The organism is Clostridium sp. CTA-5 (assembly GCF_054768135.1).
This window is the reverse complement of the sequence record NZ_BAAAAT010000011.1, coordinates 52,541-79,533: the sequence shown is the minus strand read 5'-3', so window position 1 is coordinate 79,533 and position 26,993 is coordinate 52,541. Positions and strand designations below refer to the sequence as shown.

The following is a 26,993-nucleotide window of genomic DNA, read 5'->3' as shown; positions in this document are numbered from 1 at the left end:
TAATTTCAATTATTCTTATACTCTATAGTAATATTTTATTTGTTTTACTCAAACTTCCTTTAAATTAATTATAAATTCTGCTATTAAATTTCTTCAAATGTCTTATTTACTATATCTTTGATTCTATATTTTAATGATGAATATCTCTCCATACTATTAGTATTATTAACCATATACATTAGTGCCTTTTTTATTCCAACAACAACTACAAGTTCTTTAGCTCTTGTAATTCCTGTATATAATAAATTCCTATTCATTAGAAATGGTGTTCCCATAAATACAGGAATAAGAATTACTTTAAATTCGCTTCCTTGACTTTTATGTATTGTTGTTGCATAAGCTAAATCTAGTTCATCTAAAAATGTAAAATCATATATAACCTTTCGTTCATCATCAAATATAATCGTTAAACATTTTCGTTCTTCATCTATACTTTGAATAAATCCTAAATCTCCATTAAAAACTCCTACGCCTTCATTTTCTCCATGACCTTTAATTCTAAACCATTTTAAAGAATAATTATTTTTAGTTTGCATAACCTTATCTCCTTCTCTAAAAATAACATCCTTTATATTTTTTTCTTTTTTATCTTTTGATGGTGGGTTAAATATTTGTTGAAGTTTTACATTTAAATTGCTTACTCCTAACACACCTTTCCTCATAGGACTTAATACTTGCATATCTCTAAGTTTATTCCAAGAGCTATTAAATTTAGGTAATCTTCTATTCATTAAATCTATGATTGTCGTTACTGTTTTATCTGGATTTTCTTCACTTATAAAGAAAAAATCTTTATTTTTTTGGTTTAAAATTGGCATTTCACCTTGATTTATTCTATGTGCATTAACTGTTATTAAACTTTCATTACCTTGCCTAAATATTTCTTTTAATCGTACTACCTTAATATATTCACACTCAATTAAATCTCTTAATACATTTCCAGCTCCAACTGATGGCAATTGATCAACATCACCAACTATTATCAATCTAGTTCCTAAATTAATAGCCTTCAATAAATTATGCATAAGCACTATATCTATCATTGAAGCTTCATCTATAATAATAACATCTGAATCTAATGGAGATCCTTCTGCTTTTCCAAATACAGAATCATTTTCTTCTGAAACACCTATCTCTAAGAGCCTATGAATTGTTTTTGCTTCTCTTCCTGTGGATTCTGTCATTCTTTTAGCAGCTCTTCCTGTTGGTGCTCCTAATATAACTTTCATCCCATTTTTTTCATATATATCTATTATACATTTTATTATTGTAGTCTTTCCTGTTCCAGGCCCTCCAGTTATAATTTCAATTCCATTACTAAATGCCCCTATTATCGCTTCTCTTTGAGATGAAGCAAATTCAATATCATATTCTTTTTCAAAAATATTAACCTCAAAATCTAAATCAGAATTTATAGTTTGTATTTGTTGCATACCTAAAGTAATTATTTTATTAGTAACGCCTAATTCACAATAATAATATGGGAGTAAAAAAGCTACTTCTATATCATCTACTTTTTCTAACACTATTTCTTTATTTAAAGCTATTAAATCTATATTTTCTTCTATTAACTCATTAGATACTGATAAAAAATCTTTACATTCATCTATTACCTTTTCTTTAGGCATATATGTATTACCTAGTAAACAAAATTGATTTATAACATATTTAATAGTGCTTTGAATCCTAAAACTAGAGTCACTTTCAATTCCAATATTCATAGCAATTCTATCTGCAGTCTTAAATCCAATTCCTGGAATCTCTTCAGATAATATATATGGGTTTTCTTTGACTATCTGTCTTGCATTAGGTCCTAGCTTTTTATATATATTAATACACTGATTATTACTTAATCCATATTGATGGAAATATATCATAATATCTTTTAATGCATGCTGTTCTATATATGACTCATAGATAATCATAAATTTCTTTTTTCCTATACCCTCTATTTCCATAAGACGTTCTATATGATTTTCTAATATATCTAATGTTTGATCTCCAAATTCCTTAATTATTTTTTTAGCTGTTACAGGACCTATACCATGTATTATTCCAGCACTTAAATAACGTTCTATTCCTTCTAATGAATTTGGAATTATTTCATCAAATTCACATATATTAAACTGTTCTCCGAACTGTTTATGCACTATCCAATTCCCCTGCAACTTTACATTTTGGCCTTCTTTAATAAACGGAACTGTTCCTACCGCATTAATTAAATTTTTTGAAGTTCTAATTTTACAGACTGCATAACCTGTTTCTTCACTTTTAAAAACAATGCTTTCGACAAAGCCATTTATTATCTCCATATAATCTCTCCAAACTTTCTGATAAATAAATACTATATTACAAAATTTATTATATTAAAAATCCTTGTTATGTTAAATTTTATATAATTATTCCTAGTATATATTATAATCTATATTTATTTAAAAACTACAATTGTATTCTAAAATATACATACATATAAATTACTAAAACATCCAAAATAATAAAAATAGCAGAAACTGGGGATTTATAAAAAATATAAATAAAGGACTATTTCAAATACATAAATATGTTTTGAAATAGTCCTTTATAATTATTTAAATTGAAAAATAATTATATATATATCTTCTAATTAAATTATTATATTTATAATCTTTTATATAATTGTTATAGAAAATTATATCCTTAATTAACGATATTTAGTTAGAATCATATATCTTATAAATTTTCTATATAAGTTCCTCACTATACTGGTGAGTCATATCATTTATAAATATTCTAAGATTTATATTAATGAACAAACTTTATTGGAACTTATATATATTTTTTTATTTCTTCAACTTTATTTAAATTTTCCCATGGTAAATCAACATCAGTTCTTCCGAAATGTCCATAAGCAGCTGTTTGCTTGTAGATAGGTCTTCTTAAATCAAGATCTCTAATTATAGCACCTGGTCTTAAGTCAAATACCTTTTCTACAATTTCAACTATCTTATCTTCTCCCATTTTTCCTGTTCCAAAAGTTTCAACTTCAATAGAAACTGGTTTTGCAACTCCGATAGCATAAGCTAATTGTATTTCTAACTTGTCTGAAACTCCTGCAGCTACTAAATTCTTAGCTACCCATCTTGCAGCATATGCAGCAGATCTATCTACTTTAGTTGGATCCTTTCCTGAGAAAGCTCCACCACCATGTCTACCGTAACCACCATAAGTATCAACAATAATCTTTCTACCAGTTAATCCTGAATCTCCTTGTGGTCCACCAACAACGAATCTTCCAGTTGGATTTATGAAATATCTTGTTTCACTATCTAATAATTCTGCTGGTACTACAGCTTTTATAACATGTTCTTTAATATCTTTTTCTATTGTTTCTAATGACACATCTTCTCCATGTTGAGTTGAAATAACAATAGTATCAATTCTTTTTGGTTTATTATCTTTATATTCAACAGTAACTTGAGTTTTACCATCTGGTCTTAAGTATTCTAAAGTACCATTCTTTCTTACTTCTGTAAGTCTTCTTGATAATTTATGAGCCATTGCTATTGGAAGTGGTAAAAATTCTTCTGTTTCATTTGTAGCAAATCCAAACATCATACCTTGATCTCCAGCTCCTACAGCTTCAACATCATCCTTATCACCTTTTCTTGATTCATAAGCTTCGTCTACACCCATAGCAATATCTGCTGATTGTTCATCTATAGCTGTAATAACAGAACAAGTATCACAATCAAAACCATATTTTGCTCTATCATAACCAATGTTTCTTACTGTTTCTCTAACCACTTTAGGAATATCAACATAACAATTTGTTGTTATTTCCCCCATAACCATAACCATACCTGTTGTTGTGCAAGTTTCACATGCAACTCTAGCAGTAGGATCTTTTTCTAAAATAGCATCTAAAATAGAATCTGAAATTTGATCACACATTTTATCTGGATGCCCTTCTGTAACTGACTCTGAAGTAAATAATCTCTTCATAGTTTTCTCCTTTCATTTTTAAGCTTTAATTGTTAAAACCTCTATATATAATAATATTGATAATAATTATATTATTATACATAAAAAAAACCCTTCAGATAAGAAGAGAATATAACATAATCTCTCTTATCTTGTAGAATATAATTCTACAGGAATTGGCACCTTGTAAATAACAGGTTGCCGGGTTTCATCGGGCCCTTTTCCCTCCACCTCTCTTGATAAGAGTATAATATTTAATTTTTAAACAATTTTATCATATTAATTTTAAACGGTCAATATGATAATTCTATTTTTTATTAATTTTAACATATACTAAAAAGCTTAACATATTTTTATTTTAAATATACATAAATTCTATCAAACTTCTATAAAATTTTCAAATATAAAAATTTTATAATTTTTTGTATAAATAAAAAAAGAACAAAAAACTTGTTCTTTTTGGTGGAGGAAGATGGATTTGAACCATCGAAACGAAACGTAACAGATTTACAGTCTGCCCCCTTTGGCCACTCGGGAATTCCTCCATATTTAATTGGAGCTGGCAATAGGAATCGAACCTACAACCTGCTGATTACAAGTCAGCTGCTCTACCGTTGAGCCATGCCAGCATAGATTATTTTATTTTTAGTAATTATGGTGGGCACAACAGGGCTCGAACCTGTGACCCTCTGCTTGTAAGGCAGATGCTCTCCCAGCTGAGCTATGCGCCCATAATTTGGTGGAGGAAGATGGATTYGAACCATCGAAACGAAACGTAACAGATTTACAGTCTGCCCCCTTTGGCCACTCGGGAATTCCTCCGTATTTATTTTTTTGTTAGTTGATTTCTGTCGATCAACAATGACTAGTATATATTCAAAATCATTTTATTTCAAGCACACTATCTGACCATTTAAGCAAATTAAATCTATTTATCTATGTTTTTTTATAAAATACTCTATTTTAAGGCATAACTTGATTTTTTTTAATTCCTCATCTAAATATTTAAGGTCTATAAAATCTGAACATATATCTCTAACTCTTAGGTAATCATTTCTTGATAATCTAGTGCTAAATATTTTAAAAGTTCCAACTACACTTTTAGTATCGTCTTTTATTTTTAAACATTCTTTTATTCTCCCGATGTCAGTTGTTGATAATTTTGATATTATTCTATTTAAATCTTTTTTATCTTCATCACACAAATTTTCCTTTATTGTATCTTTATTTTTTGTATATATAGGTTTTGAATATGACATAACATTTATACAATCATTCTGTGACTTTGCTATTTTATCTGTATAGTCTTTTGGATTCCAATAAAAAATTAAATATGCATTCATTATTACTGCAACTCCCATAAATACATAAGTTATAATCTTTCTCACAATTATCACCTCTAACTTTATTATTTTCCATATAGTGGATTTTTTATTCCCACTTTTATCATTTTTATCCAACTATATCATATATATATTTTAAGAAGGAGGTATTTCATTTGACTAAGCATAAAATAAACTATAAATCACCAATTGCTTGTTGTAAAATTTCTGAAGCACTTAAAGAGTATATGAGTGATGAAACTGTAATAGTTTGTATTGGTACTGATAAATGTATTGGAGATTGTTTAGGGCCTTTAGTTGGATCTATTTTAATAGATAATTCATTTCCTTTACCTATATATGGAACATTATCACATCCTATACATGCATTAAATATAGATGCTCGTTTAGATGAAATATATAAAAAGCATCCTAACTCACCTATAATTGGAGTGGATGCTTGTTTAGGTGACAAAAGTGCTATCGGAGAAATTCATACAAGAGATTATGCAATACATCCAGGTAAAGGAGTTGGTAAAGATTTACCTGAAGTTGGTATTGCTTCTATAATAGGTATAGTAGATTCAGTTAATAATTCTCAACTTTTTTCATCATATAGTATCAGATTATCATTAGTTATGGATATGGCAAAATTAATATCAAATTCTTTAATTGAAGCTTATAATCTCAGTAAAAATGATTTTTCTTTCAATAAAAATATATAAATAAAATCAAACCCTAAAATTTATATTTTAGGGTTTGATTTTATTGCCTTATTCAATAAGAACTATTTCTTGTGAATTTAAAGCACTATCTAATTTATCTAATTGTCCCAAAACAGCTCCAGTTCCTTCAGCAACACATTCAACAGAATTTTCAGCTATAGTTACTTCAACACCAGTTCTAAACTCTATAAGCTTATCTAATCCATATAATAATGCGCCACCACCAGTCATTAAAATACCTTTTTCTATAATATCTGCTGCTAACTCAGGTGGAGTTCTTTCCAATACAGCTTTTACAGCATCAATTATGTATTCTACTGACTCTTCTAATGCTTCTCTTACTTCTTCTGTGCTTATCTCTAATTCATCAGGTAGTCCTGTTACTAAATTTCTACCTTTCATCATAGCGGTCAAATTTCTAGACCCTTTAAAAGCAGCACCTATGTTTATTTTTAAATCTTCAGCTGTTTTTTCTCCAATCATTATTTTGTACTTATTTCTTACATACTTTATAATAGCTTCAGTGAATTTATCTCCAGCAACCTTAATTGAGCTTCTTTCAACAATACCACCTAATGAAATAACTGCAATATCGCAAGTTCCTCCTCCAATATCTACAACCATATTTCCATTAGGCTTACTTATGTCAACACCTGCACCAATAGCGGCTGCTAATGGTTCTTCAATTAAATGAACTGTTTTTGCTCCTGAATTTCTTGCAGCATCAAGAACTGCTCTCTTTTCTACCTCAGTGGCTTGAGAAGGCACACAAACTATAACTTTAGGTGCTGTAATATTCCTCTTTCCACATGCTTTTCTTATAAACTCTTTTAGCATTCTTTCTGTCACATCATAATTAGAAATAACACCATCTCTTAGTGGACGAACAGCAACTATATTTCCAGGCGTACGACCTATCATCTTTCTTGCTTCTTCTCCAACTGCTAATAATTTATTATTATTTTTATTAATTGCTACTACAGAAGGCTCTTTTAATATAACACCTTTTCCCTTTACATAAACTAATACAGTAGCTGTACCTAAATCAATTCCAAGGTCTGTCCCAGTTCTCCAAAACCACATTCCTCATTCACTCCTAAAACGTATATTCTTGCCATTAATAACATAATTCTACTAATACTATATTATAACCTCAATATTCGTATCATTCAATAGCTTTATATTTCATTTTAGTAGCTTTTCCACCTCTAATATGACGTTCAGCTTTATTTAATTCCAAAATAGAATGAGTTTCTTTTGCAATCATAGGATTTATTTTAGGAAGTCTTTCTGTCATGTCTTTGTGAATAGTACTCTTACTTACGCCAAAAACTTTGGCTGTTTTTCTTATTGTAGCCTTTGAATCTATAATATATTTTGCAACTTCTAATACCCTTTCTTCAATGTAATCCTTCAAAATATAACCTCCCTTAAATTACTATATTTTTAACTAAATAAATTTTTAATTTCTATAATCTAGTTATGTATTAACCAGCATTTTAAATTAATAAAATAACTGGTTAATATTTTTCATTAATCTTTATTTTGCTTTAAAACTAAAATATTTTTCTGGATTTACTTGTTCTCCATTAGCATTAATTACTTGTAAATTTAAAAATTCTCCATAATCTTTAGTATCAAATAATTTAGCACTATTCCCTACTTTACCGATAACTTGATTAGTTGTAACTTTATCTCCAACCTTAACTGATACATCCTTGTCAAGGTTTCCGTATCTTGTCTTTAATCCATTTGCATGTTTAATTTGTACAATTACACCTTCTTCAACACCTGAATTTTCTACTGTTTCAATAACACCTTCAGATGCTGCTTTAACTTCTGCTCCAACCTTAGAACTTACATTTATTCCTCTAATTGTTCTGTATACATTGTCCTCAACCTTTACTGGTTTAGGATAAGTATATCCCCTGCTTATAGCTCCATCTATTGGATTTGATAGCTTAGTAGTTGTACTAGTAGATGAAACAGTTTTAGAATTTTCTTTAGATGCTACTTCTTTCTTTTCATTATTTTTATTAGTTGCATTCTCTACTCTCTCCGCATTTGGAATTTCATTAGTTGCGCTTTTATCATTAATATTTAGTGCTACCTCTTTTTGTTGTTCTTGTGTCTTAATTAATTGCTTATGGCTATTTATTCTTTTATAAGAAACTGTACCTACTGCTGCCATTATGCAAAGACATAAAAACAAAGCAATATAAAAGCTCTCCTTTCTAAATAAATCTCTAAACTTATGTTTAAAATTTTTGTCCATATTAACACCTCCTTTTCTCATTATTTCCCTTTTATAGAAATTAATACACTAATAATGATTTTTATAGATAAAAATTAACTTAATTTAAATACAAATAAAATTTTGTATTTAAGCATCTCAAAAAAAGAGCAAAAAAATAATAGATTAAAATGATTGAATAGTTTATTTCATTAATTTAAAATAAACTATTCAATCTATTTTTAACCTATTATTTAATTTAATGTATATAATTTCCAATAAGGTCTACCTATTAATTATCATCTTTTATTTATATTTTATCTCTTCAATTTCTACTCCATTATAATAATGTTTTAATATTTCATCATATTTTTTCCCCTCTTTAGCCATAACATTTGCTCCCCATTGACTCATACCAACACCATGACCATATCCAGTACAATCTATTTTTATAACGTTATTGTTTATATCCCATTTAAAATTAGTTGAATTTAAATTAAATAAAGTTCTAAAGTCTTTACCCTTTATTACCTCGTCACCTAATTGGAGTTCTTTTACGCTTCCACTTTCAGTATAAGATTTCACTTTTATAGCAGATGATATATTTTTTTCTGTTATTTTTGCATTAGGATATTGATTATTAATTTTATTAATAAACTCCTTTTTATTTATCTCAACTGAGCTTTTATATTTTGGTGCAATTTCCTCTCCTTTACTTTCTTCCGATTTAAGATATGGTATATCTGATGAAAATACATCTTTTGCATCTTCTGTTTTTCCAGAACTTACTGCAAAAAATTGAGGATATTCTAATACTTTACCATCATAAACAAGAATTTGACCTTTTGTATCATCAACTGCTTTTTTTATTTTCCCCCAATTATCTGCTGCTTCTTTTTTACTCCAACTTTCCATTCTTGATTCTTTATCTATATAAACTTGACAATGTGTAGTATCACATATTTCTGCACCATTTTTTTCTGCATCCTTACATGGATTATTTATTTTATTTACATAATAAGTCCTTGCTGCTACAGCTTGTGCTTTTAAAGCTTCTTCATCAAAATTAGCTGGCACTTCACCAGAGACTACCGATGTAATATAATCTTCTAAGTTTAATTCATAAACTTTATTCTCAGATTTTCTATATAACTTAACTTTTTTATCTTTAGAAAGTTCTACTTCTGTTGATTTTTTTATAACACTATCATTAATATTAAAAGGCTTAAATTTGTTAAAATCAAAGTTTAAAAAAACTATAGGAAATAAAATTAATACTACTACTATAATTAACGTGGTTGAAGCAACAAGCTTAACATCTTTATTTATTTTATACTTCATACTTATCCCCTCTCTAAGTCCCTACAAATAAATATATGCTCTAATTTTAAGAATTATGTTAAGCATTTATTAAAATACTTTTAATATTATATTCTCATATTATTTATAAAATAGATATCTTAGACTCTAAGAATTCTTCTATACTAAAATATAAACTTAAAGGGCAAGATTATCTAATCTTGCCCTTTAAGTTTATACATCGATTCTATAAACCTCTGCACCTAATTTTCTGAACTTCTCTTCTACATTAACATATCCTCTATCTATATGATAAATATCACCTATTATAGTTTCTCCCTCAGCTGCTAATCCTGCTAAAATCATCGCTGCTCCAGCTCTTAAGTCTGTAGCCTTAACCTCACATCCAGTTAATCTAGAAACTCCTTCTATGATTGCAGTTCTTCCATCTATTTTTATATTAGCTCCCATTCTTGTTAAGTCTGTAACATGCATAAATCGATTTTCAAATACAGTTTCTGTTATAATACTTATTCCTTGTGTAATAGCTAAAAGACTCATAATTTGTGCTTGCATATCAGTTGGGAAACCAGGGTATGGTAATGTTTTTATATCAACTGCTTTTTTCATTTTTGTTCCATCTACTATAATAGAATTTTCATTATATTTGCTAAATAAAAATCCACACTCTTTTAGTTTTTCTATAACGGGTCTTAGGTGTTCTTCATTAACCCCATTAATTTTTATCCTACTATTTGTTATTCCTGCTGCTATCATAAATGTCCCTGCTTCTATTCTATCGTATATAGGGGTATAATCTATACCTTTTAAACTTTTTACTCCATGTATAATAATTTTTCCTCTTCCTGCACCTTCTATTTTTGCACCCATTTTATTTAAAAATCTAGCAAGATCCTCAACCTCTGGCTCTTCAGCTGCATTTTCTATTATTGTTGTTCCTTCTGCTAAAACAGCTGCCATTAATATATTTTCAGTAGCTCCAACTGAAGGGAAATCAAGATATATTCTATTACCAATTAATTTTTTTGCTTTTACTTCTACAAATCCATATCCAATGTTTACATCTGCACCAAGTAGTTTAAATCCTTTAAGATGTAAATCTATAGGTCTACTCCCTATATTGCATCCACCTGGCAAACACAGCTTGCAGTAACCAAATCTCGCAAGCATAGATCCCATTATTAAAAATGATGCCCTCATTTTTTTTATTAAATCTGTATTAGTATTTTCAGGATTTATATTACTAGTATCAATCCTTAACTTATTATCTATTTTAGAAAAATTGACTTCACAATTTAATTTAGCTAATACTTTACAAATGACCTCTACATCCTCTAACATAGGAGTATTATTTATAGTAATACTCTCTGGACATAATATAGTTGCTGCAATTATAGGTAGTATTGAATTCTTAGCACAACTTATATTAACTTCACCATTAAGTTTTTTTACACCTTTAACTATTATTTTTTCCATATTATCCTCCATAAATAATTGTTAAACACAAAAAATAAAACACAATTTTTTAATCAAGAAAATAACTAGAATTTTATTATATATTTAGTGTATAATCCTAGTCTTTCTTTATTAAAAATGAATTATTACTTTATTTTTAATGCTTTAATATGTTGTAAATACTATTGGTGTAGCAATAATTACATACGAATCAGTATTATAGTTAGACAGTGCAAAATTAACTTTCTCTCCATCTTTTAAACTTCCAGTGCCTGTATAGCCATTATTAATTTCTATTATATCTAGATCTTTAATATCTTGTGAAGCATTTAACCAATTCCTAAATTTATCACTTGATATATTTTCTACTTTCCCTTTATAATATAAAAACATTTGTATATTTTCTGATGTTTTATCACTTAAAGTTTTTAATATATTCTGTAAGTATTCTATTTTATATTCAGAATTAGTATTTATTAAGATAACTTCAACATAAGTATAATTGTCTACACTCCATAAATTTGCACTAATATTAAAATTATTATTCAATATTCCAAATTTATTTTTGTCAACTTCACTATATATCCCTTGAATATTGTTAATTAGATTTTGCTTAATTAATAAATATTCTTCTTCAATACTTCTTTTAGTTTTAAATTGGATTTTTACACCATTCTCTTCAAATTGACTTTTATTTAGCATGCTATTTTCTATTTCATAGAAGGACTTATTAATCATCTGTTGCTTAGAAATAGCTCCCATATTTAAAAATGATATCAATATAAGTAACATTAAACTAATCTTAATTCTCATACCTATACCCCCTATTCATTTCTTTAATTATGCTCAGCTATTTCAATTTCTATTCTGTTTTTATTTAAGTTTATAATATAATATATAGATTTTCCGTTAATTTGTGATAATTTAATATGATTAATAATAAAAATTTGCCAATGCTACTATGAAACGTGAATTTTCTCGTACATTTGACTTTTTATAATTTTCAAAGCCAAAAAGATAAAAGCTTAAGAGGTATCCCCTCTTAAGCTTTTATCTTTTTAATTTTATACGCTCAACAGCTCTCATTAATGCTAATTCAGCTCTATGCTTATTATAATTATTATCTTCTAATCTTTTTTCAGCTCTCTCTTTAGCTTTTTCTGCTCTTTCAAGGTCTATTTCATCTGGTTTTTCTGCTGCATCACTACATATAGTTACACCATTTGAATCAACACTTGCGATTGCTGTAGCAACAAATATCTCTTCTGTTTTTCCTTCGGCATTTTTTATTTTAATAACAGAAGGTATTGTACTTGTTATCATCTCTGCATGATTTGCTAATATTTCTAAGTTTCCACTAGTATTTTTTAAAAATACTTTTTCTACTTCTCCATTATACACACCATCAGTAGGAGTAACAATTTTTAATAAAAAGGTATTAGCCATCGTTGCTCATCCCCTTTATCCTAACTTTTTAGCTTTTTCTGCTACATCATCAATAGAGCCAACAAATAAGAATGCTGATTCAGGTAAATTATCATGTTTACCTTCTAATATTTCTTTAAATCCTCTTATTGTCTCTTTTATAGGAACATATTTTCCTGGCATACCAGTAAATTGTTCTCCAACAGTAAATGGTTGTGATAAAAATCTTTGAATTCTTCTTGCTCTAGCCACAACTGATTTATCTTCATCTGATAATTCATCTACACCAAGTATTGCTATAATATCTTGTAATTCTTTATACTTTTGAAGAACATTTTTTACTTCTGTAGCAACTTTATAGTGTTCTTCTCCAACTACTCTTGGATCTAATATTCTAGATGAAGATTCTAATGGATCTACTGCAGGATATATACCAAGTTCAACTATGCTTCTTGATAAAACTGTAGTTGCATCTAAATGTGAGAATGTTGTAGCTGGTGCCGGGTCTGTTAAGTCATCGGCTGGAACATATACAGCTTGAACTGATGTTATAGATCCGTTAACAGTTGATGTTATTCTTTCTTGAAGTGCACCCATTTCCGTAGCTAATGTTGGTTGGTATCCAACAGCTGAAGGTATTCTTCCAAGTAAAGCTGAAACTTCTGAACCTGCTTGAGTAAATCTAAATATATTATCTATGAATAATAATACATCTTGACCTTGATCTCTAAAATACTCTGCCATAGTTAATCCAGTTAAAGCAACTCTCATTCTAGCACCTGGTGGTTCATTCATTTGACCAAATACTAAAGCAGTCTTATTAATAACTCCTGAGTCTTTCATTTCATGATATAAATCATTACCTTCTCTTGATCTTTCTCCAACACCTGTGAAAACTGATAATCCACCGTGTTCTTTAGCTATATTATTTATTAACTCTTGGATTAATACTGTTTTACCAACTCCAGCTCCTCCAAATAGACCTATCTTACCACCTCTTTGATATGGTGCAAGTAAATCTATAACCTTAATTCCTGTTTCAAACATCTCAGGTTCAACTGATTGATCTTTAAAACTAGGAGCTGGTCTATGAATTGGGTATTCCTCTTTTGCAATTACTTCTCCTGCATTATCTATAGGAGCTCCCAAAACATTAAATAGTCTTCCTAATACTTCACTACCTACTGGAACACAAATAGGCTTTCCTGTATCAGTAGCTTCCATTCCTCTTTTTACACCTTCAGTAGCTGCCATTGAAATTGTTCTAACAATATCGTCTCCAACATGTTGTTCAACTTCAGCTACTAATTCATGATCTCCCATATTTATACTAATTGCATTATATAAATTAGGAAGTGAGTCTGAATCGAATTTTATATCTATTACTGGTCCAATTACTTGAACTACTTTTCCCATCTTTCCAGGCATAAGATACCTCCTTACTATTTTTGAGCTTCTGCTCCTCCAACAATTTCGCTTATTTCTTGTGTAATAACTTGTTGTCTTATTCTATTAAACTTAAGGTTTAAATTAGATAACAAATCATTAGCATTTTGAGTAGCTCCATCCATTGCCGTCATTCTTGAACTTTGTTCACTGCATTTTGAACTTAATAAAATGCTTCTAACCTTTGCTTTTAAATAAATATTTGAGCAATCTCTTAAAACCTGTTCTATATTAGGTTCAATAATACAATCACTTGATCCCTTATCAGGCTTTTCTATAGGTAAAATCTTAACAGATTTTTGTTGCTGTTTAACAGGTGAAATAAATTCAGAATATACAATATTAACTTCTGAAACTTCTCCATTAATATACATCTCAAGAGCCTTTTCAAAAATAACTTTAGCTTCTGTAACAGTCGGTATATCAGAAATATCTACAAATTCATTAATTGGCTCAAAGCCTACTTTTTTAACATAGCTTATTCCTCTTTTTCCAACTACAACAATCTTTGTATCTCCATCTTCATTTTTCACTAGTCTTTCCAAGTAAGATACTACATTACCATTGAATCCTCCACATAACCCAGTCTCTGATGTAATAACTATGTACAATTTATCTTTACTATTATTCCCTTTAAAATAAATACTTTGTTCTTCACCAGAAATTGCATTTGCTAGTTTTTTAACAATTTGTTCAGTTGATTCAACGAATTTATTATTTAATGATAATTCATTTCTAGACTTTCTTAACTTAGAAGTGGCAACAAGTCCCATAGCATTAGTAATTTTTCTTGTACTTTCAACGGATTTAATTCTTCTTTTTATATCAATTAATCCAGCTGCACACATGATTTCCACCTCCTAAAGAAGGGCATAGCTTAAAATTAAGCTATGCATCTTTTAAAAATATTTTTTTAAATTCAACTATTGCTTCCTCTAACCTTGATTTTATTTCATTAGTTAAAGTTTTTTCTTCAATAATTGAGTTTTCAATATCTCTATAATGAGTGTCCATATATTCTAAAAATTCTTTTTCGAATCTTCTTATGTCACTAACTTTAACATCTGATAAGAAATCATTAACTGTTGCATATAGTATTACTATTTGTTTTGTAACATCCATTGGTTGATATTGATCTTGCTTCAATACTTCCATTAATCTCTTACCTTTTTCTAGTCTTCTACTAGAATCGTTATCTAAATCTGATCCAAATTGTGCGAATGCTTCTAATTCTCTAAATTGTGCAAGATCTAATCTTAGAGTACCACTTACTTGTTTCATCGCTTTAATTTGTGCATTACCACCAACTCTTGAAACTGATATACCTGCATTTACAGCTGGTCTTTGCCCTTCTAAGAATAAACCTGATTCTAAGAATATTTGACCGTCTGTTATAGATATAACATTTGTTGGTATATACGCTGTAACGTCTCCCGCTAGTGTTTCTATAATTGGAAGAGCTGTTAATGAACCTCCGCCTAATTCTGGAGATAATTTAGCCGCTCTTTCAAGTAATCTTGAATGAATATAGAAAACATCTCCTGGATAAGCTTCTCTGCCTGGTGGTCTTCTAAGTAATAATGACATAGCTCTATAAGCTACTGCATGCTTAGAAAGATCATCATAAATAATTAATACATCTTTTCCTTGATTCATGAAATATTCACCTATACTACATCCAGCATATGGTGCAAGATATTGTAATGGTGCTGAATCTGCTGCTGTAGAACTTACTACTATACTATAGTCCATAGCACCCATTTCAGTAAATGTGTTAACAATATGTGCAACTGTAGATTGTTTTTGTCCTATAGCCACATAAATACATATAACATCTTTACCTTTTTGGTTTAAGATAGTATCTATACATATTGCAGTTTTTCCTGTTTGTCTATCACCGATTATAAGTTCTCTTTGTCCTTTACCGATTGGAATCATTGAATCAATCGCTTTAATTCCGGTTTGTAGTGGTTCGTTAACCGAACTTCTATCTATTATACTTGGAGCATGAACTTCTATTGGTCTAGTTTCGTTTGTATTTATTGGGCCTTTACCATCAATTGGTTCACCTAATGAATTAACTACTCTACCAATTAAAGCTTCACCTACTGGAACTTTTACTATATTTCCTGTTCCTTTAACAATGTCACCTTCTTTTATTCCTTCTTCAGATCCTAAAAGAACACATCCAACATTGTCTTGTTCAAGATTCAGAGCCATACCATAGACATTATTAGGGAATTCTAATAATTCACCTTCCATACAATCATCTAATCCATAAACTCTTGAAACTCCATCACCAACTTGAATTATAGTACCAGAATTTACTGTTTTTATTTGTTTTTCATATTTTTCTATTTCTTTTTTTATAATAGAAGTTATCTCTTCTGGTTTAATATTCATGGACTCACCTCTAATTCTGCTTAAGCATTAAATCTTTCATTTCTTCTATTTTAGATTTTACAGTATCATCTATGACCTCGTGTTCAATCCTTACATATACTCCGCCTAAAAGGCTCTTGTCTACTTCAGTTTTGAACAATATGTTTTTATCATATTTTTTTTCAAAAATATTTCTTATTTTTTCTAATTCTTCTGGTAAAATTTGAATAGCTGTTTTTACAACACCAGTTAAAGTATTTTTTCTTTCAAGGTCTATCTTTTCCATCTCATTTAATTTTTCTCTTAAATAAAGAATTCTATCTTTTTCAATTAATATAAGAAGGAAGGAAAGTAGTTCCCCATCTATTTGATTTTTAAATATCTTAATAAATGTATCTTTTTTCTTTTTTGTGCTTATTTGAGGATGTTTGATTACCTCAAAAAATTCAGGATTACTTTCAATAATGTCACATACTTCTCTTAAATCTTGTAAATACTCTTCAACTTTTCCATTTTTTTCAGCAACTTGATAAAGTGCTAAGGCATATCGCCTATCTAAATATTCATACATAGTTACATACCTACCTTAGTAATAAAATCACTTATAAGTTCTCTATGTTTATTGTCATCTATGCTTTCTTCTAATGCTTTAATTGAAAGCTCTACTGCTAAATCTATTGCTTGTTTTTTAACTTCATACTCTGCTTTTTCTTTTTCTCTTTGTATATCTATTTTAGCTCTTTCTCTTAATGATTTAGCTTCTTGATTAGCATCTTCAATAATATCTTGATATATTTTATCTGCTTTTACCTTTTGATTTTCAGTAATCTTTTTAGCTTCATCTTTAGCTGATTGAAGAATTTTTTGATTTTCTAATAAATACATTCTTGCTTTTTCAGAATCCTCATCAGCTTTAATTAATTTTTCATCAACATAGTTTTGTCTTTCGTCTATTACTAGTTGAATTTTACTCCAGAAAAAGTGCTTTAATATAAGAACTAAAATGAAAAAGTTAACTAAAGTCATTAATAAAGTTGAAATATTAATATCCATATACTTATTTATATCCTCCCTTCGGAGTCAAGATTATTAACTCATATAATTTATTATTTTGATAATAACATAAATGCAACTATTAAACCATAAATCGCTGTTGCTTCTGCAAGACCTGCTCCTATGATTAAAGCTGTTTGAATTTTACCTGCTGCTTCTGGTTGTCTAGCTATACCTTGAGTTGCTCCTCCTGTAGCTATACCTATACCTATTCCTGCTCCTAATCCAGTTAATACAGCAATACCTGCTCCTATTAATGCTAAATTCATTATGAATTCCTCCTTAAAAATTATTCTGTTAAAATTAATGTTCTGCTGTAGTTTTAATGTTAATCATTGTTAACATTGTAAATACAAGCATTTGAATTGTTCCATCGAACAAGTCAAAATATCCATGAACTATTATAGGCGTACCAAGTTGTGCTAATACTCCTATACCAGCTAATGCATGATAGACTGATTCTACTAAAATTGTTGCTGCTAACATGTTACCATAAAGTCGCAGTGCTAAAGATACTGGAAGCATTACTCTTTCCATAATGTTTATTGGTAACATAACAGCAAAGGGGTGTGTAAAGCCTTTTACGTAACCTCCTGGACCTCTTTTAAGAATTGCATTTACATTAATAACTAAAAAAGTTGTAATTGCAAGTCCGAAAGTTACACTCAAATTCTGAGTTGGTGGCTCTATACCGACTAAACCTGTAAAGTTTAAAAATAATAGGTAAACTATTAAAGTTCCTACATACGGTACAAAATGAGCATAGTTTTCACCCATGGTACTGTTAACAAGTGACTTTACTGTTTCGTAAAGTTTCTCTAAAGCTGCTTGTTTCTTATTAGGCTTCTGCTTTAGATTTCTCGTTAATAAACAGGCACCTACCCATAAAATTAAAATTATCGCCCATTGAATTATTATCTCTGGAGTAATATCAATAGGGAAATTTCCAATTTTAAAGGAGTATATAAGTCTACTAGACTCCAACTTAAACACTTCCTTTCCTATTTTTTATGCAGTTTATTATTAGTAATATATAATGCGAAACAAATCCAAGCATATAAAAAAATGTTAATGTTATACTTTTTATAAACGGTGCTGCTATAGCAATTATTGCAGCTATTTTAAAAAAAGTAATTATAGGCATATATTTATTTCGCTTATTATATTTTAAGAAATTTACTGTAATATATGCACTTACAATAAAATTTAGTAGCGATACTACTATCCCCAATAAATATATCATTCCATTTGTTAAAGAAGAAAAGAACCATATAATAAAAAACATTATAATACCAGCACTTAAATCAATTTTGCTCATATCTTTAAGTAGCTTAATAACCTCATTATCCATATTTTTTTCCTCTTTTCCCGTTGATATCAGATATTATATCTCCATATCAAACTTTAATAAAACGTCGTTTTTATTAATAAATTGCTTTTTATTGTCACTGTGTTAATTTAACTCTCATTTTCTTATAAATATGCAGTTAAAATCCGTTTTTCTTTTATTATTTATATAATATGATTTTGTTCTAGGACAATCTTTCAATTAACTGAATATTCAGTCTTAAGAAGGAACTTATTCTTATTGTTGATAACATTTACATTTCGAATTTTATTAAAATTTATAATATTTTCTTTATTTTTATGTATTTAATTAAATTTTAATATATAAATTTGTAATTTTTTTTTTGTACTAATGAATACAAACAAATAAATTTATTCAATTATTTATTTTTATATTTAATAATAAAATACTTATAAGTGCTTATGTAGACTTTATAAAATGGTATTTATAATTGTTTATCAAAGATTTTTTCTTACTTCTTGCATACATTTTATGCAATATAAAGATAAAGTATCAATATTTAGAATTTTTGTAAGAATTCTTTCATTCGATAATTTAAAGATTACTTGTTTAAACCTATACTATATATTTTTATATTATATATATTTTTATACATTAATTTAATTATTTATTTTATTAAGCATGTATATTTTTAACAAAGTAACAAAATATCTAAGTCAGACATAGAAGTGTTCATTTATTTACATATCTAGTTTTTAAGCATATAATCAAAAAATCTAACTTACAAATATCTTCTATTTTTTTATTCTTTAATCTATATTTATTAACTTTTATCTAAAATTACAATTTAAGCTTCTGTTTATTCTTTAATAATATAATTTCTAAAGAATAAACAAAAGCTGTTATAATGTTCTACATTATAACAGCTTTGTGTTTAAAGAATATTAACAATTATTATAGTCTTTCAACTATAAGAGCTGTTCCCATTCCTCCACCTATACAAAGTGTTGCTAAACCTTTTTTAGCATCTCTCTTTTCCATTTCATGAAGTAATGTAACAAGAATTCTAGCACCAGATGCTCCAACTGGATGTCCTAATGCAATAGCTCCACCGTTAACATTAACTTTTTCCATATCAAATTTTAAATCTTTAGCTACTGCTAAACTTTGAGCTGCAAAAGCTTCATTAGCTTCGATTAAATCCATATCATCAATTGTTAAGTTAGCTACTTCTAAAGCTTTCTTAGTTGCATGGAATGGTCCGTATCCCATTATAGAAGGATCTAATCCTTTTGATCCATAAGAAACTATTTTAGCTAATGGTTTAAGTCCTAATTCAGCTGCTTTATCAGCACTCATAACAACGAAAGCTGCTGCTCCATCATTAATTCCTGATGCATTACCTGCAGTTACAGTACCATCTTTAAGGAAAGCTGGTTTTAATTTAGCTAAAGATTCTGTAGTTGTTCCGAATCTTGGGAATTCATCAGTATCAAATACTTTTGGTTCTCCCTTTCTTTGTGGAATCATAACTGGAACTATTTCATCTTTGAATCTTCCGCTTTCAATTGCTTTTTGAGCTTTTTGTTGTGATGAAGCTGAGAAAGCATCTTGTTCTTCTCTAGTTAATCCCCATTGTTTAGCTATATTTTCAGCAGTAACACCCATATGATAGTTGTTAAATGCATCCCATAAACCATCTTTAATCATTGTATCAACCATTTTAGCATCGCCCATTCTTTGGCCCCATCTAGCACCTGGTAATACATATGGTGCTGCTGACATGTTTTCCATACCACCAGCTATTATTACATCAGCATCTCCAGCTTTAATCATTTGAGCTGCTAATCCAACTGCTCTTAAACCTGATCCACAAACCTTATTGATTGTCATTGCTGGGATTTCTACTGGTAATCCTGCTTTAACAGCTGATTGTCTAGCTGGATTTTGTCCTAAACCTGCTTGAATTACATTACCCATTATAACTTCTTCAACTAATTCTGCTTTAACTCCAGCTCTTTTTACAGCTTCTTTAATTACTGTAGCTCCTAAATCTACTGCTGGAACTGTTTTTAATGATCCGCCAAAGCTTCCTAATGCAGTTCTTACTGCACTTACAATAACTACTTCTTTCATCGTATAAATCCTCCTAAAAATTATATATATTTTAATATTGATATCGTTAAATTATTAACATAATTTAATTATACATAATTTTCTCACATTTTTCAAGGGTTAATTGTTAAAATTTAAACAAACTCTATCTTTTAAATTCACTTACCTCTTTTTTGCTAAGATTAAAATATTTTAATATAGCATCTGCTATTCTAATCGATGCTACACCATCTCCATATGGATTTACAGCTTTACTCATCTTGCTGTACTCTTCAGTATTATTAATTAATTTCATAGCTTCATCTACTATGTTTTTCACATTAGTACCTACTAATTTAACAGTTCCATATTCTACAGCTTCCGGTCTTTCAGTTACATCTCTTAATACTAATACTGGTTTACCTAAGTGTGGTGCTTCTTCTTGTAATCCACCTGAATCTGTCATAACCATAAATGACTTATTCATTAAATTATGAGTTTCTTTAGTATCTAATGGTGGTAACAAATGTACTCTTTCCATACTGCCAAGTTTATTAAATACAACGTCTTTAACAACAGGATTTAAATGAACTAAATATACTATTTCAACATCCGAATTTTCCTCAACTATTTTCTTTAGAGATTCACAAATATTTTCTATTCCTTCTCCCCAATTTTCTCTTCTATGAGCTGTAACCATTATAACTTTTTTATTAAAATCTATTTTTTGAAGTTCTTCATTTACAAATTTATAATCCTCTTCAACAGTGTGCTCCATAGCATCTATTACAGTATTTCCAGTTATATAAATATCTGATTCTTTTATACCTTCTCTTAATAAATTTTCTTTTGAGCCTTTTGTTGGAGCAAAATGTAAGTCAGCTAAACTTCCTGTTAATTTTCTATTCATCTCCTCTGGAAACGGAAAATATTTATTAAAAGTTCTAAGTCCTGCTTCTACATGTCCAACCCTAATTTGTTGATAGAAAGCTGCTAACGAACCTGCAAAAGTTGTTGTTGTATCTCCATGTACTAATATCATATCAGGTTTTTCTTTTTCAAATATTTCTTCTAAACCCTCTAATACTTTATTAGTTATTCCTGTTAATGTTTGTCTTGTTTTCATTATATTTAAATCAAAATCAGGTTTTATATCAAATAAGTCTAATACTTGATCTAACATTTCTCTATGTTGTGCAGTAACACAGACTTTAGATTCTATTTCCTCTCTTTTTTCTAATTCCTTTACTAAAGGAGCCATTTTTATTGCCTCTGGTCTTGTACCAAATATCGTTATAACTTTCGTTTTGCTCACTTTACTTCCTCCTAGCCTTTATTTATAAATATTTTATTTTTTCCATATGGTTATATCTAACTATAAATTTATATTTTGATTATATTTTTATCAATATACCATTATATATTCTTTAATTTATACTTATATTTTTAATCTTAATACCCTAGATTGGATTTAATATTTAAAGAATCATCATTGTCTATCCATTCTGATACATCTATTTTTCTATATATATCTTTACTATCTCTTATAACAACATAATCAATACCAGAATTGATTATAAGTCTTTTACACATAGAACAAGAATTTGCATTCTTTACATATTCCTTTGTATTAGCATCTTTTCCTACTAAGTATAAAGTTGCACCAATCATATCTCTTCTTGAAGCACTAATTATAGCATTTGCCTCACTATGTACACTTCTACACAGTTCATAATGAGTTCCTCTTGGAATTTGTAATTCTTCTCTTATGCATCTATTCATATCTATACAATTTTTTCTTCCTCTGGGAGCTCCAGTATATCCAGTTGAAATTATTTCATCATTTTTAACTATAATAGATCCATAATTTCTTCTTAAACATGTTCCTCTTTCTAAAACTGTTTCAGCAATATCTAAATAATAATTATCTTTAATTCTTCGTTCCATTTTATACTCTCCTAAAAGTAACATTATATAATATATGTTGATTATACCATATATCATAAGTATAAATAATAAAGTTAAAGGGACTGTCTTAAAAAATTAATTTTAAGATAGTCCCTTTTATCATTATTTTTAACTAATTACTATTTAGTTCCGAATAATCTATCTCCTGCATCTCCAAGTCCTGGTACTATATATCCATTTTCATTTAATTTTTCATCTATAGATGCTACATATATATCAACATCCGGATGTTGTTTTTGCACTAATTCTATACCTTCTGGAGCTGATATTAAACACATTAGTTTTAAACTTTTTGCTCCTTTTTCTTTTAACATAGTTAATGCATCTGCTGCTGATCCTCCTGTTGCAAGCATAGGATCTACTACAATTACATCTCTTTCTTCAATATCTTTTGGAAGTTTGCAAAAGTATTCTACAGGCTTTAATGTTTCTTCATCTCTATATAATCCAATATGTCCAATTTTAGCAGCTGGTATTAAACTAAGCACTCCATCAACCATTCCAAGTCCTGCTCTTAATATAGGCACTATAGCTACCTTTTTACCAGATACTACTTTACATTTAGTTTTACAAACTGGAGTTTCAATTTCAACCTCATCCATATTTAAATCTCTTGTTGCTTCATAAGTTAATAAAGTTGAAACTTCTTTAACTAATTCTTTAAAATCCTTACTTCCTGTTTTCTTACTTCTTATCATTGAAAGCTTGTGAAGCACTAACGGATGTTTTACCTCTATTACTTTACTCATTTTTTCTTCCTCCTAATATTCATAATTTATTTTTATTAAAAGCTATGTTTTAAACTATAACTTACTTTACAAATTATTATTTACTGTATTTTTTTTCTATTTCACTAATTTTATTTATTCTTTTTGTATGTCTATCACCTTCAAATTCAGCTGATATAAAAGTCTTTACTATATCTAATGCAAGACCTGCACCAACTACTCTTTGACCTAATGTTAATATATTAGCATCATTATGTTGTCTTGTAGCATGTGCACTGAATGTATCAGAACATAATGCTGCTCTAATTCCTGGAACTTTGTTAGCACTAATTCCTATACCAATTCCTGTTCCACAGATCAATATTCCTAATTTATATTCTTTTGCTGCAACTGCTTCAGCTACAGGTAGCGCAATATCTGGATAGTCACAAGAATCTTTAGTATCTGTACCAAAGTCTTTAACTTCATGTCCTTCTGATTTTAAAAATGATATAATTTCTTGTTTTAATTCAAATCCACCATGATCACAACCAATTGCTATTTTCATATTGTAAAACCTCCAATAATATATTTATTCATAAAAAAAAAAGAAAAAGTATTAAATTCTAACTTCGTCTTTTTTTATTTCAAAGAATAATAAAATCAAATTATTATAAATTATTTAATTATACTTTAATAATATCAAATCCTGCTGCTTTATTTAATCTATTCATTATGGCAATTCCAACCCCTTTTTCTTCATAAGCTTCTGCTAAAATAAAATCTGCTCCTAAATCATCGCATTTTCTTAATGCTTCAAATAAATTTTGAGCTACTGTAGATAAATCTTTAATGCTTCCTAATACCATTTTAGTACCTTCTTTATATTCATGCTCATGCTCTTCTACAGTAAGTATACATACTTTCTTATTGTTATCTATATAATTGTGTACTATTTCGTTAATTTTTTCAATAGTTTTTTTTCTTTCACCAGATATTATTGTAACTTTTGCTTTTGGAGCATAATGTCTATACTTCATTCCTGGAGCTTTAGGTTTTAGGTCTTCACTAGGCTTTTCCATTATGGCTTTATCTATTTCTATTCTTGAATCTATTTCTTTTAACATTTCTAATGTTATTCCACCTGGTCTTAATACTAATGGTGGATTAACAGTACAATCCACAATTGTAGATTCTACACCAATAATGCTTTTATGTCCACCTACTATACAATCAACCTTACCATCTAAATCTTCTATACATCTTTGAACATCAGTAGGACTAGGTCTACCACTAATATTAGCAGATGGGGCTGCTATAACAGTTTTTGATAATTCTATTAATTTTAATGCTATTTCATCATTTGGCATTCTAATCCCAATTGAATCTAAATTAGCACTAGTTACATTAGGTATTATACCTTTTTTCTTTAAAATTATTGTTAATGGTCCTGGCCAAAATTTATCCATAAGCTTTTGAGCAACTTCTGGAACACTTTCAACTAATGAATCTATTTTTTTTGATGCAACATGGACAATTAATGGATTATCTTGTGGTCTACCTTTAGCTATAAATATTTTTTTAACACTTTCCTCATTAAGTGCATCTGCACCTAAGCCATAAACTGTTTCCGTTGGAAAGGCAACTATTCCACCTCTTTTTATTACATCAGCTGCTACTTTTATTTTTTCTTGGTCATCAAAAATATTATTAACCACAACAATATTTGTTTTCAAAACAACTTCCTTCTTTCTTGCTAAACTATTGTCTGTCCTCGTGCAATTTTAATATTTTGTATACTATAATCTGTATAAACAGCTTTTACACAATTTTTATATATACAATCTAATAATAAATATTTTTTCAATCCACCTTTTCTTATAACTTGAAAATAATAAGATTTATCTGGACTAAATTCTTGTATTTTTAAATATTCCTTTTTGATTTCTGGATACCTTTTAAGAAAATTAGGCACTACCGGTTTTAACATCTTATTTTTAAAAGCTAAATTTGTTATAACTATTATTTCCATGTCATAATCTGATTTATTTGTATGTACTAAAACTACTCTATCACAAAAAACTAACGATTTACTTGTAAATATTCCTGTTCTAAAACTTAATTTGTTATTATTGCATTTATATTCTACCTTATAACTATTAAATCTAAGTATTATAGCTATAACTATTAAAAATTCAATAAATGCTAAAAAAAATAAATAAAACATATTAAAAAGTCCTGTTAAAAATAATGCTATAGGTAAAAAAATGGCTATCATAATCATAAAAGTTATAAATCCCTTTAATGATAATTTTTCTTTTTTTATAGCAGTATAAATATCCATAACTCATTCCTCCTATTATTCAAAAGCCTCACATATAAAATGTAAGGCTTTCAAATAATACTTAGGCATTCATTAATAATGCCTTACATATTGCTATTTCCCATTTTTTTCATCTTTTCTGCTTGATCTGCTGTAATTAGTGCATTTATTACTTCATCAATATCTCCAGCTAAAAATGCCTCTAATTTATATAATGTTAATCCTATTCTATGGTCAGTAATTCTTCCCTGTGGATAGTTATAAGTTCTGATTCTTTCACTTCTATCACCAGTTCCTACTTGACTCTTTCTATCTTCAGCTATTCCATCAGCTCTTTCTTGTTCAGCTTTTTCAAATAATCTTGATCTAAGAACCTTCATAGCCTTTTCTTTATTTTTTAATTGAGACTTTTCATCTTGACATGAAACTACAAGTCCTGTAGGTAAATGGGTAATTCTAACAGCTGAATCTGTAGTATTTACACATTGTCCACCGTGACCTGATGCTCTAAATACATCAATTCTAACATCTTTATCAGCAATTTCAATTTCTACATCATCAACTTCTGGTAAAACAGCTACTGTTGCAGTTGATGTATGAATTCTTCCACTTGATTCAGTATCAGGAACTCTTTGAACTCTATGTACTCCACTTTCATACTTTAATTTTGAGTAAGCTCCATTACCCTTAATCATAAAGACAACTTCTTTAAATCCACCAATATCTGTTTCATTTAAACTCATTATTTCAGTAGACCATCTTTGATTTTCTGCATATCTTGTATACATTCTAAATAAGTTATATGCAAATAGAGCTGCTTCATCTCCACCTGCACCTCCTCTTATTTCAACAAAAACGTTCTTATCGTCATTTGGATCTTTAGGAAGTAATAATATTTGAATTTCTTGTTCTAATTCTTGTTCTCTAGTTGTTAAAGAAGATATTTCTTCATTTAACATTTCTCTCATTTCTTTATCGCTTTCTTCAGTTAACATCTCTTTATTTGCTTCAAGATCTTCTGTTACTTGCTTATACTCTCTATATGCATTTACAATTATCTCTAAGTCAGCTTGTTCTTTACAAAGCTTTCTCCATTCATTTTGATTTTGCATAATTGATGGGTCACTAATTTTAACTGATAATTCATCATATTTATTTTCTATAAAAGCTAATTTATCTAATAACATTTAATCACTCCGTATTTCATTTTTACACATTTTATCCAAGTGTTTAACTATAGTTGGATAAATCATCCTGACTTTTAGATGAAC

27 protein-coding genes, 4 tRNA genes and 1 riboswitch are annotated in these 26,993 nt (G+C 28.6%); of the genes, 1 reads left to right on the top strand and 30 read right to left on the bottom strand.

Annotation, left to right across the window (positions count from 1 at the left end):
* Positions 1-83 precede the first annotated feature (83 nt).
* From recD2 to ACYUET_RS16255, 7 genes are all read right to left on the bottom strand, one after another.
* On the bottom strand, positions 84-2,312 hold the full coding sequence (recD2, locus tag ACYUET_RS16285; RefSeq protein WP_460281372.1) for an SF1B family DNA helicase RecD2: 2,229 nt from the start codon (positions 2,310-2,312) through the stop codon (positions 84-86).
* Positions 2,313-2,805: 493 nt separating this feature from the next.
* Entirely contained in the window at positions 2,806-3,981 is a 1,176-nt protein-coding gene (metK, locus tag ACYUET_RS16280) for a methionine adenosyltransferase (protein WP_460281370.1), read from the bottom strand.
* Positions 3,982-4,104: 123 nt separating this feature from the next.
* Positions 4,105-4,206: riboswitch (SAM riboswitch) on the bottom strand.
* Positions 4,207-4,420: 214 nt separating this feature from the next.
* A tRNA-Tyr gene (locus ACYUET_RS16275) sits at positions 4,421-4,505 on the bottom strand.
* Positions 4,506-4,514: 9 nt separating this feature from the next.
* Positions 4,515-4,589, bottom strand: a tRNA-Thr gene (locus ACYUET_RS16270).
* Positions 4,590-4,615: 26 nt separating this feature from the next.
* Positions 4,616-4,691: transfer RNA gene (locus ACYUET_RS16265), tRNA-Val, on the bottom strand.
* Between the two features lie 6 nt (positions 4,692-4,697).
* Positions 4,698-4,782 (bottom strand) — tRNA-Tyr (locus ACYUET_RS16260).
* Positions 4,783-4,892: 110 nt separating this feature from the next.
* Positions 4,893-5,348, bottom strand: coding sequence for a hypothetical protein (locus ACYUET_RS16255; RefSeq protein WP_460281368.1), 456 nt, complete (start codon positions 5,346-5,348; stop codon positions 4,893-4,895).
* 110 nt (positions 5,349-5,458) lie between these two features.
* Between ACYUET_RS16255 and yyaC the strand changes: the two genes are divergently transcribed.
* The gene (gene yyaC, locus ACYUET_RS16250) at positions 5,459-6,007 is read left to right on the top strand and encodes a spore protease YyaC (RefSeq protein WP_460281366.1); all 549 of its coding nucleotides are present in this window, start codon (positions 5,459-5,461) and stop codon (positions 6,005-6,007) included.
* Between the two features lie 48 nt (positions 6,008-6,055).
* On the opposite strand, the gene mreB is transcribed toward yyaC, so the two are convergent.
* The 23 genes from mreB to prfA all read right to left on the bottom strand — a co-directional run bounded on the left by mreB (position 6,056) and on the right by prfA (position 26,909).
* Positions 6,056-7,090 carry a rod shape-determining protein gene (mreB, locus tag ACYUET_RS16245; protein WP_219777932.1) on the bottom strand — a complete coding sequence of 345 codons (1,035 nt, stop codon included), beginning with the start codon at positions 7,088-7,090 and terminating at the stop codon, positions 6,056-6,058.
* Positions 7,091-7,172: 82 nt separating this feature from the next.
* Positions 7,173-7,424 carry a sporulation transcriptional regulator SpoIIID gene (gene spoIIID, locus ACYUET_RS16240; RefSeq protein WP_219777933.1) on the bottom strand — a complete coding sequence of 84 codons (252 nt, stop codon included), beginning with the start codon at positions 7,422-7,424 and terminating at the stop codon, positions 7,173-7,175.
* Positions 7,425-7,547: 123 nt separating this feature from the next.
* Positions 7,548-8,282 (bottom strand): peptidoglycan DD-metalloendopeptidase family protein, encoded by a 735-nt coding sequence (locus ACYUET_RS16235; RefSeq protein WP_460281364.1) that lies wholly within the window; start codon positions 8,280-8,282, stop codon positions 7,548-7,550.
* A gap of 264 nt (positions 8,283-8,546) precedes the next feature.
* Positions 8,547-9,581: a stage II sporulation protein D gene (gene spoIID / locus ACYUET_RS16230; RefSeq protein ID WP_460281362.1), complete on the bottom strand. Its 1,035-nt coding sequence runs from the start codon at positions 9,579-9,581 to the stop codon at positions 8,547-8,549.
* A gap of 192 nt (positions 9,582-9,773) precedes the next feature.
* Positions 9,774-11,036, bottom strand: a complete 1,263-nt coding sequence (gene murA / locus ACYUET_RS16225) for a UDP-N-acetylglucosamine 1-carboxyvinyltransferase (RefSeq protein WP_460281360.1) — start codon at positions 11,034-11,036, stop codon at positions 9,774-9,776.
* Positions 11,037-11,180: 144 nt separating this feature from the next.
* Positions 11,181-11,828: a hypothetical protein gene (locus tag ACYUET_RS16220; protein WP_460281358.1), complete on the bottom strand. Its 648-nt coding sequence runs from the start codon at positions 11,826-11,828 to the stop codon at positions 11,181-11,183.
* A gap of 237 nt (positions 11,829-12,065) precedes the next feature.
* Positions 12,066-12,461, bottom strand: a complete 396-nt coding sequence (gene atpC / locus ACYUET_RS16215; protein ID WP_460281356.1) for an ATP synthase F1 subunit epsilon — start codon at positions 12,459-12,461, stop codon at positions 12,066-12,068.
* 15 nt (positions 12,462-12,476) lie between these two features.
* Positions 12,477-13,868 carry a F0F1 ATP synthase subunit beta gene (gene atpD / locus ACYUET_RS16210; RefSeq protein ID WP_460281355.1) on the bottom strand — a complete coding sequence of 464 codons (1,392 nt, stop codon included), beginning with the start codon at positions 13,866-13,868 and terminating at the stop codon, positions 12,477-12,479.
* Positions 13,869-13,882: 14 nt separating this feature from the next.
* Positions 13,883-14,734 carry an ATP synthase F1 subunit gamma gene (atpG, locus tag ACYUET_RS16205; protein ID WP_460281353.1) on the bottom strand — a complete coding sequence of 284 codons (852 nt, stop codon included), beginning with the start codon at positions 14,732-14,734 and terminating at the stop codon, positions 13,883-13,885.
* Positions 14,735-14,774: 40 nt separating this feature from the next.
* Positions 14,775-16,289: a F0F1 ATP synthase subunit alpha gene (atpA, locus tag ACYUET_RS16200; protein ID WP_460281352.1), complete on the bottom strand. Its 1,515-nt coding sequence runs from the start codon at positions 16,287-16,289 to the stop codon at positions 14,775-14,777.
* 10 nt (positions 16,290-16,299) lie between these two features.
* Entirely contained in the window at positions 16,300-16,839 is a 540-nt protein-coding gene (locus tag ACYUET_RS16195; protein ID WP_460281350.1) for a F0F1 ATP synthase subunit delta, read from the bottom strand.
* A 2-nt stretch (positions 16,840-16,841) separates the two neighbouring features.
* Positions 16,842-17,321: a F0F1 ATP synthase subunit B gene (locus ACYUET_RS16190; protein ID WP_460281348.1), complete on the bottom strand. Its 480-nt coding sequence runs from the start codon at positions 17,319-17,321 to the stop codon at positions 16,842-16,844.
* 53 nt (positions 17,322-17,374) lie between these two features.
* Positions 17,375-17,590: an ATP synthase F0 subunit C gene (atpE, locus tag ACYUET_RS16185; protein WP_460281346.1), complete on the bottom strand. Its 216-nt coding sequence runs from the start codon at positions 17,588-17,590 to the stop codon at positions 17,375-17,377.
* Between the two features lie 34 nt (positions 17,591-17,624).
* Positions 17,625-18,314: a F0F1 ATP synthase subunit A gene (locus ACYUET_RS16180; protein WP_460281345.1), complete on the bottom strand. Its 690-nt coding sequence runs from the start codon at positions 18,312-18,314 to the stop codon at positions 17,625-17,627.
* Entirely contained in the window at positions 18,307-18,672 is a 366-nt protein-coding gene (locus tag ACYUET_RS16175; RefSeq protein WP_460281344.1) for a hypothetical protein, read from the bottom strand. Before ACYUET_RS16175 ends, ACYUET_RS16180 begins: the two co-directional genes overlap by 8 nt.
* 912 nt (positions 18,673-19,584) lie before the next feature.
* Positions 19,585-20,766, bottom strand: a complete 1,182-nt coding sequence (locus ACYUET_RS16170; protein ID WP_460281343.1) for an acetyl-CoA C-acetyltransferase — start codon at positions 20,764-20,766, stop codon at positions 19,585-19,587.
* 124 nt (positions 20,767-20,890) lie between these two features.
* Positions 20,891-22,039 carry a non-hydrolyzing UDP-N-acetylglucosamine 2-epimerase gene (wecB, locus tag ACYUET_RS16165; RefSeq protein WP_460281342.1) on the bottom strand — a complete coding sequence of 383 codons (1,149 nt, stop codon included), beginning with the start codon at positions 22,037-22,039 and terminating at the stop codon, positions 20,891-20,893.
* 137 nt (positions 22,040-22,176) lie between these two features.
* A complete protein-coding gene (locus ACYUET_RS16160; RefSeq protein ID WP_460281341.1) occupies positions 22,177-22,671 on the bottom strand; it encodes a cytidine/deoxycytidylate deaminase family protein in 495 nt (164 codons plus the stop codon).
* Positions 22,672-22,811: 140 nt separating this feature from the next.
* On the bottom strand, positions 22,812-23,441 hold the full coding sequence (upp, locus tag ACYUET_RS16155; RefSeq protein ID WP_460281340.1) for a uracil phosphoribosyltransferase: 630 nt from the start codon (positions 23,439-23,441) through the stop codon (positions 22,812-22,814).
* Positions 23,442-23,517: 76 nt separating this feature from the next.
* The gene (gene rpiB, locus ACYUET_RS16150; RefSeq protein ID WP_460281338.1) at positions 23,518-23,967 is read right to left on the bottom strand and encodes a ribose 5-phosphate isomerase B; all 450 of its coding nucleotides are present in this window, start codon (positions 23,965-23,967) and stop codon (positions 23,518-23,520) included.
* Positions 23,968-24,085: 118 nt separating this feature from the next.
* Positions 24,086-25,135 carry an L-threonylcarbamoyladenylate synthase gene (locus tag ACYUET_RS16145; protein WP_460281337.1) on the bottom strand — a complete coding sequence of 350 codons (1,050 nt, stop codon included), beginning with the start codon at positions 25,133-25,135 and terminating at the stop codon, positions 24,086-24,088.
* A gap of 20 nt (positions 25,136-25,155) precedes the next feature.
* Positions 25,156-25,743 (bottom strand): hypothetical protein, encoded by a 588-nt coding sequence (locus tag ACYUET_RS16140; protein WP_460281336.1) that lies wholly within the window; start codon positions 25,741-25,743, stop codon positions 25,156-25,158.
* Between the two features lie 83 nt (positions 25,744-25,826).
* Positions 25,827-26,909, bottom strand: a complete 1,083-nt coding sequence (gene prfA / locus ACYUET_RS16135) for a peptide chain release factor 1 (RefSeq protein ID WP_460281335.1) — start codon at positions 26,907-26,909, stop codon at positions 25,827-25,829.
* Positions 26,910-26,993: the final 84 nt, after the last annotated feature.

Coding starts and splice junctions, on each gene's coding strand:
- atpA (WP_460281352.1), bottom strand. CDS start 16,289: ATGAATATTAAACCAGAAGAGATAACTTCTATTATAAAAAAAGAAATA.
- atpE (WP_460281346.1), bottom strand. CDS start 17,590: ATGAATTTAGCATTAATAGGAGCAGGTATTGCTGTATTAACTGGATTA.
- ACYUET_RS16170 (WP_460281343.1), bottom strand. CDS start 20,766: ATGAAAGAAGTAGTTATTGTAAGTGCAGTAAGAACTGCATTAGGAAGC.
- ACYUET_RS16220 (WP_460281358.1), bottom strand. CDS start 11,828: ATGAGAATTAAGATTAGTTTAATGTTACTTATATTGATATCATTTTTA.
- ACYUET_RS16160 (WP_460281341.1), bottom strand. CDS start 22,671: ATGGAACGAAGAATTAAAGATAATTATTATTTAGATATTGCTGAAACA.
- ACYUET_RS16235 (WP_460281364.1), bottom strand. CDS start 8,282: ATGGACAAAAATTTTAAACATAAGTTTAGAGATTTATTTAGAAAGGAG.
- ACYUET_RS16195 (WP_460281350.1), bottom strand. CDS start 16,839: ATGTATGAATATTTAGATAGGCGATATGCCTTAGCACTTTATCAAGTT.
- upp (WP_460281340.1), bottom strand. CDS start 23,441: ATGAGTAAAGTAATAGAGGTAAAACATCCGTTAGTGCTTCACAAGCTT.
- recD2 (WP_460281372.1), bottom strand. CDS start 2,312: ATGGAGATAATAAATGGCTTTGTCGAAAGCATTGTTTTTAAAAGTGAA.
- ACYUET_RS16190 (WP_460281348.1), bottom strand. CDS start 17,321: ATGGATATTAATATTTCAACTTTATTAATGACTTTAGTTAACTTTTTC.
- prfA (WP_460281335.1), bottom strand. CDS start 26,909: ATGTTATTAGATAAATTAGCTTTTATAGAAAATAAATATGATGAATTA.
- murA (WP_460281360.1), bottom strand. CDS start 11,036: ATGGAAAAAATAATAGTTAAAGGTGTAAAAAAACTTAATGGTGAAGTT.
- spoIID (WP_460281362.1), bottom strand. CDS start 9,581: ATGAAGTATAAAATAAATAAAGATGTTAAGCTTGTTGCTTCAACCACG.
- atpG (WP_460281353.1), bottom strand. CDS start 14,734: ATGTGTGCAGCTGGATTAATTGATATAAAAAGAAGAATTAAATCCGTT.
- atpC (WP_460281356.1), bottom strand. CDS start 12,461: ATGGCTAATACCTTTTTATTAAAAATTGTTACTCCTACTGATGGTGTG.
- atpD (WP_460281355.1), bottom strand. CDS start 13,868: ATGCCTGGAAAGATGGGAAAAGTAGTTCAAGTAATTGGACCAGTAATA.
- mreB (WP_219777932.1), bottom strand. CDS start 7,090: ATGTGGTTTTGGAGAACTGGGACAGACCTTGGAATTGATTTAGGTACA.
- rpiB (WP_460281338.1), bottom strand. CDS start 23,967: ATGAAAATAGCAATTGGTTGTGATCATGGTGGATTTGAATTAAAACAA.
- ACYUET_RS16140 (WP_460281336.1), bottom strand. CDS start 25,743: ATGGATATTTATACTGCTATAAAAAAAGAAAAATTATCATTAAAGGGA.
- ACYUET_RS16175 (WP_460281344.1), bottom strand. CDS start 18,672: ATGGATAATGAGGTTATTAAGCTACTTAAAGATATGAGCAAAATTGAT.
- metK (WP_460281370.1), bottom strand. CDS start 3,981: ATGAAGAGATTATTTACTTCAGAGTCAGTTACAGAAGGGCATCCAGAT.